Origin of the sequence: Micromonospora sp. L31 (genome assembly GCF_052068075.1) — a bacterium.
Classification (GTDB): Bacteria; Actinomycetota; Actinomycetes; order Mycobacteriales; family Micromonosporaceae; genus Micromonospora; species Micromonospora purpureochromogenes.
The window spans coordinates 350995-368626 of sequence record NZ_JBQHDC010000002.1 but is presented as its reverse complement, the minus strand read 5'-3'; the positions used below and the strand labels follow the sequence as shown (position 1 = coordinate 368626).

The window sequence follows — 17632 nt, the reverse complement described above, 5'->3', positions numbered from 1 at the left end:
CGGCGGCAGACGGGCGAGATCGCACCAGGGGAATGAAGGAGTCATAAGAGATGCCGGTATCGGTCACCATGCCTCGGCTCGGCGAGAGCGTCACCGAGGGCACCGTCACCCGCTGGCTCAAGCAGGAGGGCGACACCGTCGAGGTCGACGAGCCGCTGCTCGAGGTGTCGACCGACAAGGTCGACACCGAGATCCCGTCCCCCGCGGCGGGCGTGCTGAGCCGGATCGTGGTCGGCGAGGACGAGACCGCCGAGGTGGGCAGCGAGCTGGCCGTCATCGCCGGTGAGGGCGAGCAGGCCGGTGGCGGCGAGGCCGCCCCGCAGCAGGCGGCCGAGCCGGCCGCCGAGCCCACCGCCGCCGCGGCGGGCACCGGCCCGGAGCCGGAGCAGGAGCAGCCCGCCGCGCCGCAGCCGCAGGCCGAGGCCGCCCCGGCGCCGTCCGGCGAGGGCACCGCGGTGAAGATGCCGGCCCTGGGCGAGAGCGTCACCGAGGGTACGGTCACCCGCTGGCTCAAGCAGGTCGGCGAGACCGTCGAGGTGGACGAGCCGCTGCTGGAGGTCTCCACCGACAAGGTCGACACGGAGATCCCGTCGCCGGTCGCCGGCACCGTGCTGGAGATCAAGGTCGCCGAGGACGAGACCGCCGAGGTGGGCGCCGACCTGGCGATCATCGGTGCCGCCGGGGCCGCCCCGGCGAAGCCGGAGCCGAAGCCCGAGCCCAAGGCGGAGGCCAAGCCCGAGCCGAAGCCCGAGCCGAAGCCGGAGCCGAAGGCCGAGGCCAAGCCGGAGCCCAAGGTCGAGGAGCCGACCCCGGGTCTGTCGTACAACGAGCCGGCGGCCGAGGCGGAGACCGCCGCCGAGCCGGCCAAGGCCGAGCAGGCGGCGCAGCCGTCCGCGCCGACCCCGACCCCGCAGCGGCCCACCGCCCCGGCCCAGGGCGGCGAGGAGGCGGCCGGCTACGTGACCCCGCTGGTGCGCAAGCTGGCCGGCGAGCACGGTGTCGACCTGTCCTCGGTCAACGGCACCGGTGTCGGCGGCCGGATCCGCAAGCAGGACGTGCTGGAGGCGGCGGAGAAGGCCAAGGCGGCCAAGGCCGCGCCGGCCCCCGCGCAGCAGCCCGCCGCGGCTGCCCCGGCCAAGCCGGCCGCGAAGCCGCAGCCGAGTGGCAAGCGCGGCACGACCGAGAAGCTGCCCCGGATCCGCAAGGCCATCGCCAAGCGGATGCACGAGTCGCTGCACGAGATGGCGCAGCTCACCACGGTGATCGAGGTGGACGTCACCAAGATCGCCAAGCTGCGGGCGCAGGCCAAGGAGTCGTTCCAGCAGCGGCACGGCGTCAAGCTGTCGTTCCTGCCGTTCTTCGCGCTGGCGGCCATCGAGGCGCTGCAGGCGTACCCGATCGTCAACGCCAGCATGGACCTCGAGGCCGGGACGATCACCTACCCGGACGCCGAGCACCTGGGCATCGCCGTGGACACCGAGCGGGGTCTGCTGGTCCCGGTCATCCACAACGCCGGTGACCTGAACCTGGGCGGCATCGCCAAGCGGGTCGCCGACCTGGCCGAGCGGACCCGGACCAACAAGATCAGCCCGGACGAGATCGCCGGCGCGACCTTCACGCTGACCAACACCGGCAGCCGGGGCGCGCTCTTCGACACCCCGATCGTGCCGTCGCCGCAGTCGGCGATGCTCGGCACCGGTGCCGTGGTCAAGCGCCCGGTCGTGGTCAACGACCCGGAGCTGGGCGAGGTCATCGCGGTCCGCTCGATGATCTACCTGGCCCTCTCCTACGACCACCGGCTGATCGACGGCGCCGACGCGGCCCGTTTCCTGGTCGCGGTCAAGGAGCGCCTGGAGGGCGGCAACTTCGAGGCCGACCTCGGCCTCTGATCCTCCCGTACGCGCAGGGCGCCCCGGTCACACCGACCGGGGCGCCCTGCGCCGTTCCGCCCTGTGTGCGGCGACCGCGGAACCGGCGCCGCACCCCGCGTCAGGCCCGGAGGGTCTCCTCGGAGACCGCCCAGAGCCGCTCCGCGGCCTCCGGGTCGCGCGCGTACGGCGCGTAGCCGGTGCGGGTGCCCGGCTGGTTCGGCCCGGCCTCCTGGCAGTCCTCGAAGTAGCGCCCGCCGATGCCGTCGAGCAGCGGTGAGGTGGCGACCAGCACGGACGTGGCCGCGCCCTGCTCGGCGCTCTTCCAGTAGGCCGCGCCGCCGCCGCTCTGCGCGCGCATCCGGTTCAGCTCCTCCTCGCTGATGTAGCGCTGGAGGTTGGTCCGGATCGCCCCGGGCATCAACGCGTTGCTGGTGATGCCGTCGTCGACCCAGCGCCTCGTCAGCTCCACCGCGAAGAGCACGTTGGCCGTCTTGGACTGCCCGTAGGCCTCCCACGGGTCGTACGGACGCCGGGTGAAGTGGATGTCGTCGAAGACCACCGGCGAGCGCAGGTGGGCCGCCGAGCTGACCGACACGACCCGCGCGCCCCCGGCCGCCGCCAACGCCCGGTGCAGCCCGGTGGCCAGGGCGAAGTGGCCCAGGTGGTTGGTCGCGAACTGCATCTCCCAGCCCTGCGGGGTGCGCATCTCGGGCGAGGCCATGATGCCGGCGTTGTCGACCAGGATGTGCAGCGGCCCGTCCCAGGTCCGCACGAACCCGGCCACCGACGACTGGTCGGCCAGGTCGAGCGGGGCGACGAGGATCCGGTCGTTGCCGGTGGTGTCCGTGATGTCCGCCGCGGCCCGCTGGCCGGCGTCGAGGTTGCGTACGGCGAGGGTGACCTCGGCCCCGGCGGCGGCGAGCGCACGGGCGGTCTCCACGCCGATGCCGGACGCCCCACCGGTGACGACGGCCCGTCGACCGGTGAGGTCGATGCCGCGCACGACCTCCATGGCGGTGGACTCGCGGGAGAACGGCGTGCTGACAGGTGTGCTGGTGGTCATGATCCATCCTTGTCCGAGGCGGGGGCGGGCGGCTGCTGGACGCCGCGGTGCGGGCGTTTTCCCACCAGGGCGCGGAGGTAACGCGGACGTCGGCAGCCGGGCCAGCGCGACCTCGCCGGCCGGCGGCTGGACCTGCTGATGGACGGTCTGCAGGCTGAGGGGAATCGCCTCCGGGCCGAGCCGACGCTGCGAGAGTGGACGGGTGGGCAGCGGGCGGTGGAGGCGGCGCGGGACGCTGGGGCCCGCCATCTCCGTCGCCCCCGGCGCCCGGGTGGACCGCTTCGAGGTCTTCTTCGACCTGGTCTTCGTCTTCTCGTTCTTCATCATCACCCGGGCCACCGCCGTCCAGATCACCGGTTCGGCGTTGCTGCACGGCATGCTGGTGCTGGCGGTGCTCTGGTGGGCCTGGGTGGTGCACAGCGTGGTGGCCACCCGGGTGCGGCTCGGCGAGGGTTTCGTGCCGGTGCTGATGGTCGTCGGGATGGCTGCGCTCTTCTGCTTCGCGCTGGCCCTGCCGCAGGCGTTCGGCGACCCCCGTGCGGCGGCGGCCGGGCCGGTGGTCGTAGCGGTCACCTACGTGGTGATCCGCGCGGTGCACTTCCTCCTCTACCTGCACGTCGTACGGGACAGCCCACGGGAACGCAAGCAGCTGATCCGGTTCGCGCCGGAGTTGGTGTTCAGCACCCTCCTGCTGCTCGGCGCGGCGTTGATCCCCACCCGGATCGACGACCCCGAAATGGCGGGGATGGTGCGCGACGGCCTCTGGCTGTGCGTGGTGCTGCTCCAGTACGGGTCCGGGCTCCTCGGCGGCACCGGGGGCTGGGGGGTGGCCTCGGCCGAGCACTGGACGGAGCGCTACGAACTCATCCTGATCATCGCGCTGGGCGAATCGGTCATCTCGGTCGGCGTCGGCAGCAACCTGCTCGGCCAGCCGCCGACCTGGCCGGCGGTCGCGGCGGCGACGCTGGGCATCTTCTTCACCGCCGCGCTCTGGTGGGCCCACTACGACGTCATCGGCCCGGCCGCCCGGATCGCCCTGCACGTCGCGGAGGGGCGAGAACGGGTGGCGATGGCGCGGGACGCGTATGCCTACCTGTACCTGCCGATGATCGCCGGGATCATCCTGTTCGCCCTGGGCTCGGAGGGGATCGTGCACGAGATCGCCGATCCGTCCGTGCCCCTCGAGGAGCCGGCGCACGGCCCGAGCGTGCCTCTGCTCTTCGGCGGGGTGATCTGTTACCTGTGCGGGAACATGCTCTTCCAGTTGCGCACGCTGCGCACGCTGTCCTGGACCCGGGTCGCCGCGGTGCTCCTGCTCGCCCTCGGCATCCCGGTCGGCTCCCACCTGCCCGGGCTGGCCACCTTGACCCTGCTCACCGCGATCTGCGTCGGGTTGGTGGTGGTCGAGGTGGTGACCATGGAGGAAGGCCGGCGCGCGCTGCACGAGGTGGTCTTCCACGAAAGGACCACCTACGAGGCGCACGAGGCGGCCTTCCGGGCCCGGTGGAAGGAGACCGGCACGGACGAGACGGGCACCTCGACGTAGGAGCTGGCCGCCGACCCGGCCGGCGTCGACGGGGTACGCGCCGAACTGGACGGCCTGAGCGCGCTGCTCGAATCGCACTTCGTCTACGAGGAGAAGAAGCTGGTGGCCGCCCTGAACGCGGTGCGCGGCGGGGCCACCGAGGAGCTACTCGGCGTGCCGCTGCCCGAGTGAGGATTCGCCGGTCAGCAGAATCGGCCCCTCCGGGCTGGCCGGCGAGGTCCCCGACGGCGCAGGCTGGCCCGGTGACCGTCTTCTGCCTCCAGGCCACCCCCACCGACGCGGCGAGCTGGCTGGACCTGGCCCGCCACGCCGAGGCCGCCGGCTTCGACGCGCTGCTCGCCGCCGACCACCCCGGGGCCGTGACGTCCCCGTTCGTGGCGCTGGCCGCCGCCGCGTCGGTGACCTCGACGATCGGCCTCGGGTCGTACGTGTCGAACCTCGGCGTCCGCGAGCCGATGCTGCTCGCCACCGACGTGGCCACCCTCGACCTGGTCTCCGGCGGGCGGGCCCGGCTCGGCGTCGGTGCCGGCCACACCCCGGCCGAGTGGCGCGCCGTCGGCCGCGAGCGCCCGGACGTCGCCGGCCGGGTACGCCGTTGCGTCGCCGTCGCCGAGGCCGTCCGCACCCTGCTCGACGGCAAGGAGGTCACCGTCGACTCCCCCGAGCTGGCGGTCCGGGAGGCCCGGCTGACCGCGCCCCGCCCGGTGCAGGACCGGATCCCGCTGACCATGGGCACCGCCAACTCGACGCTGCTGCGCTGGGCCGGCGTGCACGCCGAGGTGGTCGGGCTGACCGGCTTCGGGCGTACCCTCGCCGACGGCCACGCCCACGACGTGCGCTGGCGGGCCGACCAGATCGAGGCGCAGCTCGACCATGTCGCCGCCGGCGCGGCCGGCAGGGACGACCCGCCCGCGCTGGAGGCGCTGGTGCAGAGGGTGGTGGTCACCGACGACGCGGAGGCCGCCGCGGCGGAGACCGCGCGCGAGGTCGGGCTGACCGTCGCCGAGGTGCTGGCCACGCCGTTCGTGCTGATCGGAACGGCGGACGAGATCGTCGCGGCGGTCGCGGAACACCGGCGCCGCTGGGGCGTCACCCGCTTCGTGGTACGCCGGGACGCCCTCGAACCGCTGGCGCCAGTGCTCGCCCGGCTGTCCTGACCGCTGGCGTCTGGCCGCCGGCTGTCAGCGGCGAGCCGACGCCGGCCCGGGAGCCGAGCGTCTCATCGAGACGCTTTAGAGCTGATGACGTAAACGATTCACGGTCGGCCGCGTCCAGCGTCAGCGGCAGACCCAGCCGGGGGCACGGATGATCCGGCCGTCGCCGCGGTCGACGCGGAGCTCGTCGGTGTCCCGGTCGATCCAGTAGGTCTGGCCGGGCCAGACCAGCACCGGACGGTCGAGGTTGAACGATTCGACCTGGTTGAGCAGGACGAGCCGGTCCCGCCCTCACCCGGTCCCGCATCGTGCAGTCAGTCCGTGGGCCGCTCGGTCACGAAGACGCCCAGGCCATGGACACCCTCGACCAGTCCCTCGGTCTTGAGCACGATCATGGCGTGAGTGACCACGCCGGCTGACACGCCGTGCTCAAGGCACAGCTGGGACGTGGACGGCAACTTGTCGCCGGGGGCGAGTTCTCCGGACGCGATCTGCTCGCGGATGAGGTCCGCGAGTCGCGCCCACTTGGGCTTGGCGGGCATGTCATCTCCCTGGTCTGCACCGCCATTTGATCACGCCCTTCTTCTACCGACAAGTAAGAGGTAGCCGGTAGTTGACCTATGAGCAGTACTAAGTACAAGTTCGTGGCGGCTGGCTCCCTGGTCTGCAAACCCGGAGCTGGTTGTCCTGCAGGACGCGCCCGGCCGACCCCTCCCCCGGAGGTCGGTCGGGTGCCAAGGATGCCCGGAACCCAGGTCGACGGGCTCAGAGCAGGCCCGGGGTGGGTGCTGGGCCACCGGTCATCCCTGGGGGGCGGACGACCGACCCCGCCCGCCTCGGTGCCGCACCCCTGATCAGCGAGAGGAAGGCCGAACGCGTGCAGCCCCTGGTCAACGAGCCGATCGACGCGGTGGAGAAGGTGCTCGGCGAGCTGCCGATGCCCCCGTACGTGACGGGCGAACACGTCCGGCTGGCCGTGCGGGCGGTGGTGGTCCACTCCCCCGAGTCCTGGCCGGCCGGTCCAGTGTGCCGCAGCGACCGGACCCCGTACCCGTGTCGCCTGCACCGTTGGGGACGGCGGGTGCTGCACTCGCGGGGCCTGTCCGAACGGGCGGTCGACGAGCTGGCGGCCCGCGCGGAGCGGCAGCTCCGCGTACCCGAAGGGCGGCGCTGAGGTGTGGCCGGGCCGGCGGCGCAACGACGGCCCAGTGCCGCTCGGGCCTCGGCACCGGCGGACCTGGCGGCGCGGGCGGCGCTGGTGCTCGTGCGGCCTGCGCTGGGCCGCCTGCCCGGACCGGCACGCGCCGGTCCCGACCGAGCCGCCCACGCCGCCGCTGAACACCCGCTGGTGGGACGAGACGACCTGGGCGAACCCACAGGTCGGCCGGGTCGGGCGGCTCACCCCGGCGCAGACCTGGCGGGCCAACGGCGGCCGCTGGTGAGCCCGCCACGCCCGCACCTGCCGATCCGTCCGCTCTGGCTCTGCCGGATCTGCGCCGCGCCCTGGCCGTGCGCGACCGCGCGACTCACCCTGCTGCGGGAGTACGCGCACGACCGGGTGGCGCTGCTGGTCTACCTCGGCGGGCTGCTGCACGACGCGGCCGGCCAACTTCACACCCTCAACCCGCACGAGTACCCCAAGCCGGCTCAGCTCTTCGACCGCTTCCTGGGCTGGGCACTGCCCCGCAGACGAACCTGAGGGGTCGTAGTCACTCTGGGGATCTGCCACCGGCGGGCTCAGCCCTCGTCATTCGAATTGGTGTTCTGGCGGACCGTGGCGATGGTGCCGGCGATCCCGAGGAGCAAGGCTGCAGCACCCGGCAGCCTCGGCCCCGCCTGCCGTCCATCTGACGTACGGCGGACAGCCCGGACTTGTGATGTCCTTCATCCGAATCCAAATCGGGCCACGTACCCGAAGATATGAACATGCGGATCCTCATGGCCGGCGCGTCCGGCTTCCTCGGCACCCGGCTGGTCGACCGCCTCACCACCGACGGGCACCAGGTCACCCGCCTGGTGCGACGGCCGCCGCGTACCCCCGACGAGCGACAGTGGACCCCGTCCGCCGCGCAGCTCGACCCGGCCGTGGTGGCCGAGGCCGACGCGGTGGTCAACCTGGCCGGCGCGGGCGTCGGCGACAAGCGCTGGAACGACGACTACCGGAGGCTCATCCGGTCCAGCCGGGTGGACACCACCACCACCCTGGCCATCACCATCGCCGGGCTGCCGGCCGCCGACCGGCCGACGGTGCTGCTCAACTCCTCCGCCGTCGGCTGGTACGGCAACACCGGTGACCGGGCGGTCGAGGAGGACTCCCCGGCCGGCGAGGGTTTCCTGGCCGACGTCTGCCGGGTCTGGGAGGCGGCGACCCGGCCGGCCGAGGACGCCGGGGTGCGGGTGGTACGGCTGCGCACCGGGCTGCCGCTGCACCGCGACGGCGGGCTGCTCAAGCCGCAGCTGCTGCCGTTCAAGCTGGGCATCGCCGGGAAGCTGGGCAGCGGCCGGCAGTGGCTGCCGTGGATCTCGATGCGGGACTGGCTGGACGCCGCGCTGTTCCTGCTCGACCGCGACGACATCGGCGGCCCGGTCAACGTGGTCGGTCCGGCCCCGGTCACCAACGCCGAGTTCACCCGGGAGCTGGCCCGCCAACTGCACCGTCCGGCGATCATGCCGATCCCCGCGCTGGCCCTGAAGGTCGCCCTGGGCGGCTTCGCCCAGGAGGCCCTGACCAGCACCCGCGTCCTCCCCGGCGTCCTCACCAAGGCCACCTTCCGCTACACCCACCCCGACCTCCCCACCGCCCTGCACGCCGCCCTCACCGACTGACCCTCGGCCCGAGGCGGTGATCATGAAGTTGTTGCCCCGACCCGCCGGTGCGCTGGGCAACAACTTCATGATCGACGGGGTGGGGGTCAGCAGCCGATGACCCAGTAGGAGGGGGCGGTCTGCTTGAGGGTGCTGGTGTTGAAGGTGTTGTAGAGGCCCATCCGCTGGTTGCTGCCGAGGGCGTAGGCGTAGCCGCCGGACTGGTAGGCGCGGCCGGCGGTCACGTGGGCGTAGTTGCTGGCGGTGACGCAGGTGGGGGCGGTGGTCGGGGTCGGGGAGGCCGTCGCGGTGGGGGTGGGGGTGACGCCGCCGCCGAGGCCGAAGAAGAGGGCGTCCCGGTAGGTCGAGCAGATGGTGTCCAGGAAGTACGCGGTCGCGGTACCACACTGGTCGGCGGCCGAGCCGGGGTCGACCGGCGTGCCGTGGCCCATGCCGGAGACCCGGTAGAGCCGGACGGCGTCGTTGCCGTACACCTCCAGGCTGGTGCCGGCGGTCAGCGACGCGGTGCTGGTCGGGGTCTGTGACACACCGAGCACGTTGGTCCACTGGTCGCGGGACTCGGTGGCGTTCATCGGCACCACGGTGGTGTCCGAGGTGCCGTGCCAGATGGCGACCCGGGGGCGGCGGCCGGTGTAGCCGGGGTAGGCGTTGCGGACCAGGTCGCCCCAGGCCGCCGGGCTCTTGTCCACCCCGGTGTACTGGCAGGTGTTGGTCGACGCCGGCGGCGAGCAGCGGTACGGCAGGCCGGCGATGACCGAGCCGGCGGCGAAGACGTCCGGGTAGGTGGCCAGCATGACCGAGGTCATCGCCCCGCCGGCGGACAGCCCGCTGACGAAGATCCGGTTGCCGTCGAGGCCGTAGTTGGTCCTGGCGTGGTCGACCATCTGCTTGATCGACAGCGCCTCGCCCTGGCCCCGGCTGATGTCGCCCTCGACGAACCAGTTGAAGCAGCTCAGCGACTGGTTGGCGCTGGACTGCTGGGGCACGATCAGGGCGAACTTCCACTGGTCGGCGTACTTCTGCCAGCCGGAGTTGGCGAAGTAGCCGGCGGCGTTCTGGGTGCAGCCGTGCAGCAGCACCACGGCCGGCGCGTTGGCCGGCAGCCCGTCCGGGCGGTAGGCGTACATGGCGAGGTTGCCCGGGTTCGAGCCGAAGCCGGTGACCTGGGTCAGCGTGGCGGCCTGGGCGGGCACGGCGACCGCGACCAGGGCGGCCGCGGCGACGACGGCCCCGGCCAGTGCCCCGGCGAGCCGGGCGAGGACGGATGGGGAACGGTGCACGGCGACCTCCTGTTGCGGCGTGTGAACTGGGTCACCCCCGAGTTGCCGAGACGTTACGTCCGTGTTTCAAACCAGCGACATGGTCGCCGCTCACACATTCGTCGTCGCCGATGTGGCGGTCGGGGGCCCGGCAGCCCGGACCCCGACCCGACCCCTCAGCAGTTGCGCAGCTCCGGGCTCTGGTTACGGATCTGCGCCAGCGGCGAGACGAACTGCCGGTGGGCGTCGCCGCCGACCAGCGCCGGCGGGAAGGCCGCCACCCGGTGACAGTTCTGGAAGGCCAGCGTCACGTTGAAGTGCCGCTCCAGCCCGCCCCGGATGGCGTCGCTGGCCAGCGCGCGCAGCAACTGCCCGCGCTCGGCCTCCGACGGCGGCGGCACGGCGTGCTCGGCCATCCGGCCGCCGTCGGCCGCGCGCGCGGCGACGTCGGCGACCACCGACCAGGCGTACGGCAGGGACCGCCGGACACAGTCGACGAACTCCTCGTCGTCCACCCGGCCGGCCTCGGCCCGCTCCAACAGGGCGGTGGGTACGTCGAGAGACATGGTGCTCCTCCGATCTGCGCACTGACGCGCGATCTGCGCGATGGCGCAACTCCTGCAATTGGAAGTCATTTCCAACAAGGAATCAAGATTCTGCGTCCGACCGGCTTTCGTGTCTGAGCGGTGCCGCCAGATCCGGTTGGTAACGTCCGCTCCGTGCCGACCTCCCCGACCCTGGCCGCCGACCAGCCGCCCGCCGCCGCACCCGCCACCGGCCAAGGTCGCCGGGCCGATCTGAGCGTGGTGCTGGCCGCCGTGGTGCTGGCCGTCTGGGTGACCAGCGGCCTCTGGCGCGACCCGAACAGCCGGGCGATCACGGTCAACTCCAGCGACCAGGCCCTCTTCGAGTGGCTGCTCGCCTTCGGCGGGCACGCGCTGACCCACGGGGAGAACCCGTTCTTCACCCAGCTGGTCAACGTCCCGGACGGAGTGAACCTCGCGGTCAACACCTCGATCACCGTCTACGCGGCGGTCTTCGCCCCGCTGACGTACCTGATCGGGCCCCCGGCGACGTTCCTGGTGATCCTCACCCTCAACCTGGTCGCCACCGCGCTCGCCTGGTACTGGCTGCTCTCCCGGCACCTGGTCCGCAGCCGGCTGGCCGCCGGCGTCGGGGCGCTGTTCATCGCCTACTCCCCCGGCATGGTCTCGCACGCCAACGCGCACCTGAACTGGACCGCCGGCTGGCTGGTGCCGCTGCTGACCTGGGGGGTGTTCGCGCTGCGCCGGCCCGGGCGCTGGCTGCGCGGCGGGATCGTGCTCGGCGTGCTGGTGGCGGTTGCCTTCTCGATCGCCGCCGAGGGGCTCTTCTTCACCGCGCTGGCGCTCGCCGTCTTCCTCGCCGTCTGGGCGTTGCACCCGGCCCGGCGGGCCGAGGCGCGGGCGGCGCTGCCCACCTTCCTACGCGGGCTCGGCGTCACCGCGCTGGTGGCCGGGGCGCTGCTGGCGTACCCGCTCTGGCTGCACTTCGCCGGCCCGCAGCGCTTCCACGGCACCGGTTTCGACGCCGTGATCCACTCCGAGGACATCGCCGCGTTCGGGGCGTACCCGCAACGGTCGCTGGCCGGCGCGGCGGGCCTGGGCACCAACCTGGCACCCAACCCGACCGAGGAGAACTCCTTCTTCGGACTGCCGCTGCTGCTGCTCGCCGTCGCCTGCTTCGTGGCGCTGTGGCGGCGGGCCGACCCGGGCCGCCGGGCCACGCTGGCCGCGCTGGGCGTCACCGCCGCGCTCTTCTCGGTGCTCTCCTGGGGGTCGCTGGCGAAGTGGGACGGGCGGCGCACCGACCAACTGCTGCCGTTCGGCCTGCTGGACGGGCTGCCGGTGGTCAACGCCGCGCTGCCGTCCCGGCTGGCGCTGGTGGTCGCGCCGGTGATCGGCCTGCTGCTGGCGTACACCGTCGACCAGCTCCGGGCCGACCCACCCAGGCGGCGGGGGGTGGCGACGGCGTGGGCTGCCGGCTTCGCGGTCGCGCTGCTGCCGCTGCTGCCCACGCCGCTGGCGACCAGCGCCCGGCCGCCGGTGCCGGAATTCATCACGGCCGGAACCTGGCGACAGCACGTCTCGCCCGGCGGGGTGCTCACCCCGCTGCCGCTGACCCTGGACGTGACGCCGGACGGGCAGCGCTGGCAGGCGTACGCGCTGGCGCACCGGCAGGGCGAGTTCCGCATCCCGGCCGGCTTCTTTCTCGGCCCCGGCGGCCCGGACGGCCGGGGCCGGATCGGCCCGCCGCCGCGTACCTTCGACACGCTGATGGACCAGGCCGGCCGCACCGGCCTGGTGCCGATCGTCACCGAGGGCAGCATCCAGCTCTGCCTGGCCGACCTGCGGTACTGGGGCGTCGAGGCGGTGGTGCTGCCGGACGAGGTGCACGGGGCCAAGTACGACCTCGACGAGGACGCCCTGCGCCGTACCGCGACGGCCCTGCTCGGTCCGCCGCGGCGGGTCGACGACGTCTGGCTCTGGGAGGTTCCGGCCGCCCGACGCGACGAGGCTCACCCCCGGTGAGCCCCGGTGGCGGGTCTAGGCTGGTGAGGTGACCGCGACGACTTCCGGCCTGACGGCCGTCCGCGCCGGCCTGCTCGACTACCAGGCCGCCTGGGACGAACAGCGCCGCCTCCACGAGTCGGTGGTGGCGGGTGAGCGCGGCGACACCGTGCTGCTGCTGGAGCACCCGAGCGTCTACACCGCCGGCAAGCGCACCGAGCCGTGGGACCGCCCGATGGACGGCACCCCGGTCGTCGACGTGGACCGGGGCGGCAAGATCACCTGGCACGGGCCGGGCCAGCTCGTCGGCTACCCGATCCTGCGCCTGCCGGACCCGGTGGACGTGGTCGCCTACGTGCGCCGCACCGAGCAGCTGCTGATCGACGTCTGCGCCGAGTTCGGGCTGGCCGCCGGCCGGGTCGAGGGGCGCAGCGGCGTCTGGGTGCCCGAGGACGACCGGGGTCCGGCCCGCAAGGTGGCCGCCATCGGCATCCGGGTGGCCCGTGGGGTGACCCTGCACGGCTTCTCGATCAACTGCGACTGCGACCTGACGTACTTCGACCGGATCGTGCCCTGCGGCATCCGGGACGCCGGGGTCACCTCGCTCACCGCCGAGCTGGGCCGACCGGTCAGCGTCGCCGACGTCCTCCCGGTGGTCGAGCGTCGCCTGCCCACCCTGCTCGGCTGAGCCGCGTGCACGTCGATCTCGTCACCGTCGTCGTCGCCGAGTACGACCCGGCGATCGCCTTCTTCACCGAGGTGCTCGGCTTCGACCTGGTCGAGGACTCCCCCTCGCTGACCACCGACGGGCGCCCCAAGCGCTGGGTCGTCGTCCGCCCGCCCGGGGCGCAGACCGGCCTGCTGCTCGCCCGCGCAGACGGAGAGCGCCAGGAGCGCGCGGTGGGCGACCAGGTCGCCGGTCGGGTCGGCTTCTTCCTCCAGGTCGACGACTTCGACGCGGTGCACCGGCGGATGGTCGACGCGGGCGTCGAGTTCGTGCGGCCGCCGCGCACCGAGCCGTACGGGCGGGTCGCCGTCTTCCGCGACATCGCCGGCAATCGCTGGGACCTGCTCGGCCCCGCGTAGAGCCGTCCGACGGTCGTACCCCGGCTCTACGGTGGTGCGATGACGGACAACGACACCCCCTGGGAGCCGCCCCTCGCGGGCACCGAGGTCGCGCAGCTGGTCGGTGCGCTGGACCGCCTGCGTACCACCTTCCGCTGGAAGGCCGACGACCTCGACGCGGCCGGGCTGCGGGCCCGGGTCGGCGCCTCCGCGCTGACCCTCGGCGGCCTGCTCAAGCACCTCGCCGTCGTGGAGGACCACATGTTCACCGTCCGGCTGAGCGGCGTGCCGCTGGGCCCGCCGTGGGATATCGCCGCCTGGGACAGCGAGGCGTGGCCGTTCACCTCCGCGGCCGCCGACAGCCCGGACGAGCTCTACGCGCTCCGGGACGGCGCCGTCGCCCGGTCCCGCGCGCGGCTGGCGGCGGCCCTCGCCGACGGCGGGCTCGACCAGCTCGTCCACGCCTCCGCCCCGGACGGCACCCGGGCCAGCCTGCGCCGGCTCGTCTGCGACCTGATCGAGGAGTACGGCCGGCACACCGGCCACGCCGACCTGCTCCGCGAGGCGGTGGACGGGCTGACCGGTGAGGACCCGCCGCCCGGGTGGCGCCCACGAGCGGGGCAGCCGATCCCGGGCAGCTGACGGGGACGAAGCGGCCCCGGCCCGACCCCGGTCAGCCGATCGGCAGCCGGGTCAGCCAGTCCTGCCAGGCCTGCTCGGCGCGGGCCGGGTCCGGGTCGGCGGCGAAGAGGTGGTGCCCGAGCACCAGGACGTTGCCCCGGTCCGTGCCGGAGTGCAGGAACCGGTAGAGCGCGTCCGAGGTCCGTACGCCGAAGTACGTCGGCAGGCCGACGAGGTCGACCACGCCGTCGACCGGCGGCAGCCCGGGCAGCTCGAGCCGGACCGGCTCACCCCCGGTGACCGGCCCGGTGAGCCCGAACGCGCCGGCCACGGCCGCCCAGACCTCATCCGGTTCGCCCGCCCCGGGCCGGAACGCCGCGACCGGGGTGCCGGACCGACCGGCGAAGTGCGCCAGGTACGCCGCGAGCGTCTCCAGGTACATGTCCCAACCGGTCCGCATGGCCTCGTACTCGGTCTCCCAGTTGTCCCCGAGGACGCCGCTCTGCACCAGCCGCAGCACGGTGCCGCCCTGCTCGCGGCCCTCGATCAGGTACTCGATCGCCATGAAGGTGCCGTCCGGCCCCGGGTCGCTCCGGTACGCGAACCGCTTACCGGGCTCCCAGGCCGTCACGGTCGACTCGGCGACCTCACCGGCCATGGTGAACCGGGTCCGGCCGCCCTCGCGGGGCTCGACCTCGCTGCGGCCCATGAACCAGGAGTCGATGCCCGGGCCGGTCGCGATCGCCGCCCACACCTGCTCCGGCGTGCCGGGCAGCGCGATGTCCTTGCCGAGTTCGAACGGGTGTCCCATGGTGGTGCCTCTCTCTGTGAGGTGTGCGGAGTGGGTCGTCGAGCGGGATTCAGTTGGCGCGGGCCGGGGTGATCGTCAGGAGTCCTCGGCGGCGCCGGTCGGGAGGTCGACGCTGGGGTGCAGGGCGAGGACCACCCGGTGCCGCCGGCCCCCGGGAGCCTGCTCGTCGTGGTACCGGCCGACCAGGCCGGCGACGGCGGCCGCCAACTCCTCGGCGAACGCGGCCCGGTCGGTCGCCGAGGCGAACCGGACGTCGGCGTCCACCGCGAAGGTGGCGACCCGCTTCCCGGCCCGGTCCGCGCCGGTGATCAGCGCGCCGACGTCCTGGACGAGCCGGGCGGCGAGCGCCAGCAGCCACCGCGCGGAGAGCCGGTCGGGTGCCTGGGCCGGGTCCGGGCGCACGGCGCCGAGGGCGGCCGGCGAGATGACGTACGACGCCGCGGTGGCGCGCATGACCCGCTCGGTCACGTTGCCCTTGCGGCGCTCCTCGACCAGCTCGATCAGGCCGTGCTGCTCCAGCGCCCGAAGGTGGTAGTTGACCTTCTGGCGGGCCAGCCCGACCCGGGCCGCGAGCATCGTCGCCGAGGCCGGCTCGGCGAGCGCGGCGAGCAGCCGGGCGCGTACCGGGTCCAGCGACGCCTCGGCGGCCGCCGGGTCCTCGATCACTGCGATGTCGAACATGCCCACAGCCTCCCACCGACAATTTTTCTTGTCAAGACAATGCAAGTTGTCGGTCCGCCCGGCCGCGCCGCCACGCTCCCCACGCTCCCCCACGCGAGGGATTGAGCGGTCGCTCAACCGCCGATACCGTTCGTTGAGCGAGCGCTCAAAAGGGAGGCTGACGTGCGGGGCATCTACGTGGAGACACTGATCGACGCGCCGGTGGAACGACTCTGGCAGGCGACCCAGAACCCGGCGGCGCACCGCCGCTGGGACGCACGCTTCGGCCGGATCGACCCGGTGCCGGGCAGCACCCCCGCCCGGTTCCGGTACGCCACCACCGTGCTGCCCGGCGTGCGGATCGCCGGCCACGGCACGCACGCCGGTGAGCAGCACCGCCCGGACGGCACCCGCACGTCGGCGCTGCGCTTCGGCTCCGACGACCCGCGTTCGCTGATCGCCACCGGGTCCGGGTACTGGCGCTACCTGCCCGGGCCGGACGGCGTGCGGTTCCTGACCGGCTACACGTACACCCCGCGCTGGGGGCTCGCCGGCCGGCTGGCCGATCTCGCCTTCCGACCGCTGTTCGGCTGGGCGACCGCGTGGTCGTTCGACCGGCTGCGGCTCTGGCTGGAACGGGGCGTACCGCCCGAGCGCGCCCGGCGGCAGGCGTGGCGGGAGGTGGCCCTGCGGGCGCTCGCGGTGGCCTGCGTCGGCGCGCTGGCCGCCCGGCTGGGCGCGGGCGGCGCGGGCCTCACCGGCACGGTGCTCGCCACGGCGGCGGTCGCGCTGGCGGTGCCGCCCCACCCGCACACCCCGGCCGCCCGCCGGTGCCGACGCCGGCCGGCGGACCGCCTCGCCGCCCGGACGCCGTCGCTGCTGGAGCAGCTGTGACCTCCGTCTTCCAGCGCGCCCTGGGCGCCGACTTCGACCGGCTGCACCCCCGACTGCGGCGGCGCTTCGGCGTCGACGGCCGTACCGACCTCGGCTGTGTGGGCACCGGCGTGATGGACCGGGTCTGGCGCGGCGCCGCCTTCACCGCGCCGTTCCTGCGGCTGGGCACCCTGCGGCACGTGCTGTTCCCGGAGACCGGCACCGGCGTGCCGTTCACCATCGAGAACTACGCCTACACCGACTCGTACCGCCGCCCGACGCTGACCTTCGTGCGTACCTTCGAGGTCGCCGCGCACCGCCGCCGCCGGTTCGACGCCACGATGGTGTGGAGCCCCCGGCGCGGCGTCCTGGTGGACTACCTGGGCACCCACCAGCACCTCGCGGTCGACCTGCACCTCGGCGTCGACGCCGCCGGGGCGCTGACGATCCGCAGCGGCGCCCAGCGCTTCCGCGGCGGGCTGCCCTGCCCGCCGGCGCTCAGCGGCGAGGCCCACCTGCGCGAGTGGTACGACGACCGAACCGGGCGGTTCCACATCGAGGTACGGGTCACCAACCGCCGCTTCGGGCCGCTGTTCGGGTACACGGGCAGCTTCACCGTCGACTACGTGCCGCCGGACGGGGCACCGGTGCCCGCCGCCGTGCGGCCGCTGCGGGAGAATCCCCGGGACTGACGGAGAGGATCACCATGGCCGCCACCCGGCAGAAGCTGATCGACGGGGCGCTCGCGGCGATCCGGTCCCACGGCATCGCCGGCGCCTCGGCCCGCACGATCGCGGCGGCCGCCGGGGTCAACCAGGCCCTGGTCTTCTACCACTTCGGCACCGTCGACGCGCTGCTCGCCGAGGCGTGCCGCAGCGCGACAGCGGCCCGGGTGGCGGTCTACCGGGACCGGTTCGCCGAGGTCGGATCGCTGCGCGAGCTGCTCGACCTCGGGCGCGCGCTGCACGAGCAGGAACGCTCCGCGGGCAACGTGGCCGTGCTGGCCCAGCTGCTCGCCGGGGCGCAGACCGACCCGACGCTCGCGCCGGCCACGGCCGCCGCGCTCGGGCTCTGGACGGCCGAGATCGAGACGGTGCTGCGCCGGCTGCTGCGCGACTCGCCGGTCGCCCCGGTCGTCGACCCGGCCGGGCTGGCCCGCGCGATCTCCGCCGCCTTCATCGGGCTGGAACTCTTCGAGGGCGTCGACCCGGCCGGCGCCCACGACGCGTTCGACGCCCTGGAACGCCTCGCCGTCCTCATCGAGGTCGTCGAGGACCTCGGACCGCTGGCCCGCCGTACCCTGCGCGCCAGACTCCGCCCGCACACCTGACCCG

At 73.7% G+C, this 17632-nt stretch carries 20 protein-coding genes; 14 read left to right on the top strand and 6 right to left on the bottom strand.

The annotated features are described in order from the left end of the window. The first annotated feature begins 50 nt into the window (after positions 1 to 50). Positions 51 to 1889 carry a 2-oxoglutarate dehydrogenase, E2 component, dihydrolipoamide succinyltransferase gene (gene sucB / locus ACTMS9_RS08305; protein ID WP_441164611.1) on the top strand — a complete coding sequence of 613 codons (1839 nt, stop codon included), beginning with the start codon at positions 51 to 53 and terminating at the stop codon, positions 1887 to 1889. Between the two features lie 100 nt (positions 1890 to 1989). On the opposite strand, the gene ACTMS9_RS08300 is transcribed toward sucB, so the two are convergent. After that, positions 1990 to 2934: an SDR family NAD(P)-dependent oxidoreductase gene (locus tag ACTMS9_RS08300; protein ID WP_441145396.1), complete on the bottom strand. Its 945-nt coding sequence runs from the start codon at positions 2932 to 2934 to the stop codon at positions 1990 to 1992. Between the two features lie 202 nt (positions 2935 to 3136). On the opposite strand from ACTMS9_RS08300, the gene ACTMS9_RS08295 reads away from it, so the two are divergent. Continuing rightward, a complete protein-coding gene (locus ACTMS9_RS08295; RefSeq protein WP_441164610.1) occupies positions 3137 to 4480 on the top strand; it encodes a low temperature requirement protein A in 1344 nt (447 codons plus the stop codon). Positions 4481 to 4722: 242 nt separating this feature from the next. Then, positions 4723 to 5637, top strand: a complete 915-nt coding sequence (locus ACTMS9_RS08290) for an LLM class flavin-dependent oxidoreductase (protein WP_441164609.1) — start codon at positions 4723 to 4725, stop codon at positions 5635 to 5637. Positions 5638 to 5948: 311 nt separating this feature from the next. On the opposite strand, the gene ACTMS9_RS08285 is transcribed toward ACTMS9_RS08290, so the two are convergent. After that, positions 5949 to 6176, bottom strand: coding sequence for a winged helix-turn-helix domain-containing protein (locus ACTMS9_RS08285; RefSeq protein ID WP_441164608.1), 228 nt, complete (start codon positions 6174 to 6176; stop codon positions 5949 to 5951). Positions 6177 to 6511: 335 nt separating this feature from the next. On the opposite strand from ACTMS9_RS08285, the gene ACTMS9_RS08280 reads away from it, so the two are divergent. From ACTMS9_RS08280 to ACTMS9_RS08265, 4 genes are all read left to right on the top strand, one after another. Then, positions 6512 to 6808, top strand: a complete 297-nt coding sequence (locus ACTMS9_RS08280; RefSeq protein ID WP_441164607.1) for a hypothetical protein — start codon at positions 6512 to 6514, stop codon at positions 6806 to 6808. 34 nt (positions 6809 to 6842) lie between these two features. Then, positions 6843 to 7076 (top strand): hypothetical protein, encoded by a 234-nt coding sequence (locus tag ACTMS9_RS08275; protein WP_441164606.1) that lies wholly within the window; start codon positions 6843 to 6845, stop codon positions 7074 to 7076. Continuing rightward, positions 7073 to 7333: a hypothetical protein gene (locus ACTMS9_RS08270; protein WP_441145408.1), complete on the top strand. Its 261-nt coding sequence runs from the start codon at positions 7073 to 7075 to the stop codon at positions 7331 to 7333. The genes ACTMS9_RS08275 and ACTMS9_RS08270 overlap by 4 nt, the downstream gene beginning before the upstream one ends. Positions 7334 to 7560: 227 nt before the next feature. Next, complete coding sequence (locus ACTMS9_RS08265) at positions 7561 to 8460, top strand: TIGR01777 family oxidoreductase (RefSeq protein WP_441164605.1); 900 nt, start codon at positions 7561 to 7563, stop codon at positions 8458 to 8460. Positions 8461 to 8546: 86 nt separating this feature from the next. On the opposite strand, the gene ACTMS9_RS08260 is transcribed toward ACTMS9_RS08265, so the two are convergent. Together ACTMS9_RS08260 and ACTMS9_RS08255 are read right to left on the bottom strand one after the other, a co-directional pair. After that, complete coding sequence (locus ACTMS9_RS08260) at positions 8547 to 9740, bottom strand: extracellular catalytic domain type 1 short-chain-length polyhydroxyalkanoate depolymerase (protein WP_441164604.1); 1194 nt, start codon at positions 9738 to 9740, stop codon at positions 8547 to 8549. 155 nt (positions 9741 to 9895) lie between these two features. After that, complete coding sequence (locus ACTMS9_RS08255; protein WP_088961009.1) at positions 9896 to 10285, bottom strand: SCO5389 family protein; 390 nt, start codon at positions 10283 to 10285, stop codon at positions 9896 to 9898. Positions 10286 to 10438: 153 nt separating this feature from the next. On the opposite strand from ACTMS9_RS08255, the gene ACTMS9_RS08250 reads away from it, so the two are divergent. Genes ACTMS9_RS08250 through ACTMS9_RS08235 form a run of 4 tightly spaced genes read left to right on the top strand, consistent with a single transcriptional unit; the run spans position 10439 to position 13975 of the window. Continuing rightward, complete coding sequence (locus ACTMS9_RS08250; RefSeq protein WP_441145415.1) at positions 10439 to 12289, top strand: DUF2079 domain-containing protein; 1851 nt, start codon at positions 10439 to 10441, stop codon at positions 12287 to 12289. 28 nt (positions 12290 to 12317) lie between these two features. After that, positions 12318 to 12956 (top strand): lipoyl(octanoyl) transferase LipB, encoded by a 639-nt coding sequence (gene lipB, locus ACTMS9_RS08245; protein WP_154943993.1) that lies wholly within the window; start codon positions 12318 to 12320, stop codon positions 12954 to 12956. Between the two features lie 5 nt (positions 12957 to 12961). Further along, positions 12962 to 13354, top strand: a complete 393-nt coding sequence (locus tag ACTMS9_RS08240) for a VOC family protein (protein ID WP_210779345.1) — start codon at positions 12962 to 12964, stop codon at positions 13352 to 13354. Positions 13355 to 13393: 39 nt separating this feature from the next. Further along, a complete protein-coding gene (locus ACTMS9_RS08235) occupies positions 13394 to 13975 on the top strand; it encodes a mycothiol transferase (RefSeq protein ID WP_441164603.1) in 582 nt (193 codons plus the stop codon). Between the two features lie 31 nt (positions 13976 to 14006). Here ACTMS9_RS08235 and ACTMS9_RS08230 read toward each other — a convergent pair whose 3' ends face one another. Beyond that, complete coding sequence (locus ACTMS9_RS08230; protein ID WP_441145420.1) at positions 14007 to 14765, bottom strand: SRPBCC family protein; 759 nt, start codon at positions 14763 to 14765, stop codon at positions 14007 to 14009. Positions 14766 to 14840: 75 nt separating this feature from the next. Then, positions 14841 to 15446, bottom strand: coding sequence for an ArsR/SmtB family transcription factor (locus tag ACTMS9_RS08225; RefSeq protein ID WP_441145422.1), 606 nt, complete (start codon positions 15444 to 15446; stop codon positions 14841 to 14843). Between the two features lie 162 nt (positions 15447 to 15608). On the opposite strand from ACTMS9_RS08225, the gene ACTMS9_RS08220 reads away from it, so the two are divergent. Genes ACTMS9_RS08220 through ACTMS9_RS08210 form a run of 3 tightly spaced genes read left to right on the top strand, consistent with a single transcriptional unit; the run spans position 15609 to position 17628 of the window. Then, positions 15609 to 16319: an SRPBCC family protein gene (locus ACTMS9_RS08220; protein WP_441164602.1), complete on the top strand. Its 711-nt coding sequence runs from the start codon at positions 15609 to 15611 to the stop codon at positions 16317 to 16319. Further along, positions 16316 to 16990, top strand: coding sequence for a DUF4166 domain-containing protein (locus ACTMS9_RS08215; RefSeq protein ID WP_280841110.1), 675 nt, complete (start codon positions 16316 to 16318; stop codon positions 16988 to 16990). Before ACTMS9_RS08220 ends, ACTMS9_RS08215 begins: the two co-directional genes overlap by 4 nt. A 14-nt stretch (positions 16991 to 17004) precedes the next feature. Continuing rightward, positions 17005 to 17628, top strand: coding sequence for a TetR family transcriptional regulator (locus ACTMS9_RS08210; protein ID WP_441145426.1), 624 nt, complete (start codon positions 17005 to 17007; stop codon positions 17626 to 17628). The last annotated feature ends 4 nt before the right edge of the window (positions 17629 to 17632 follow it).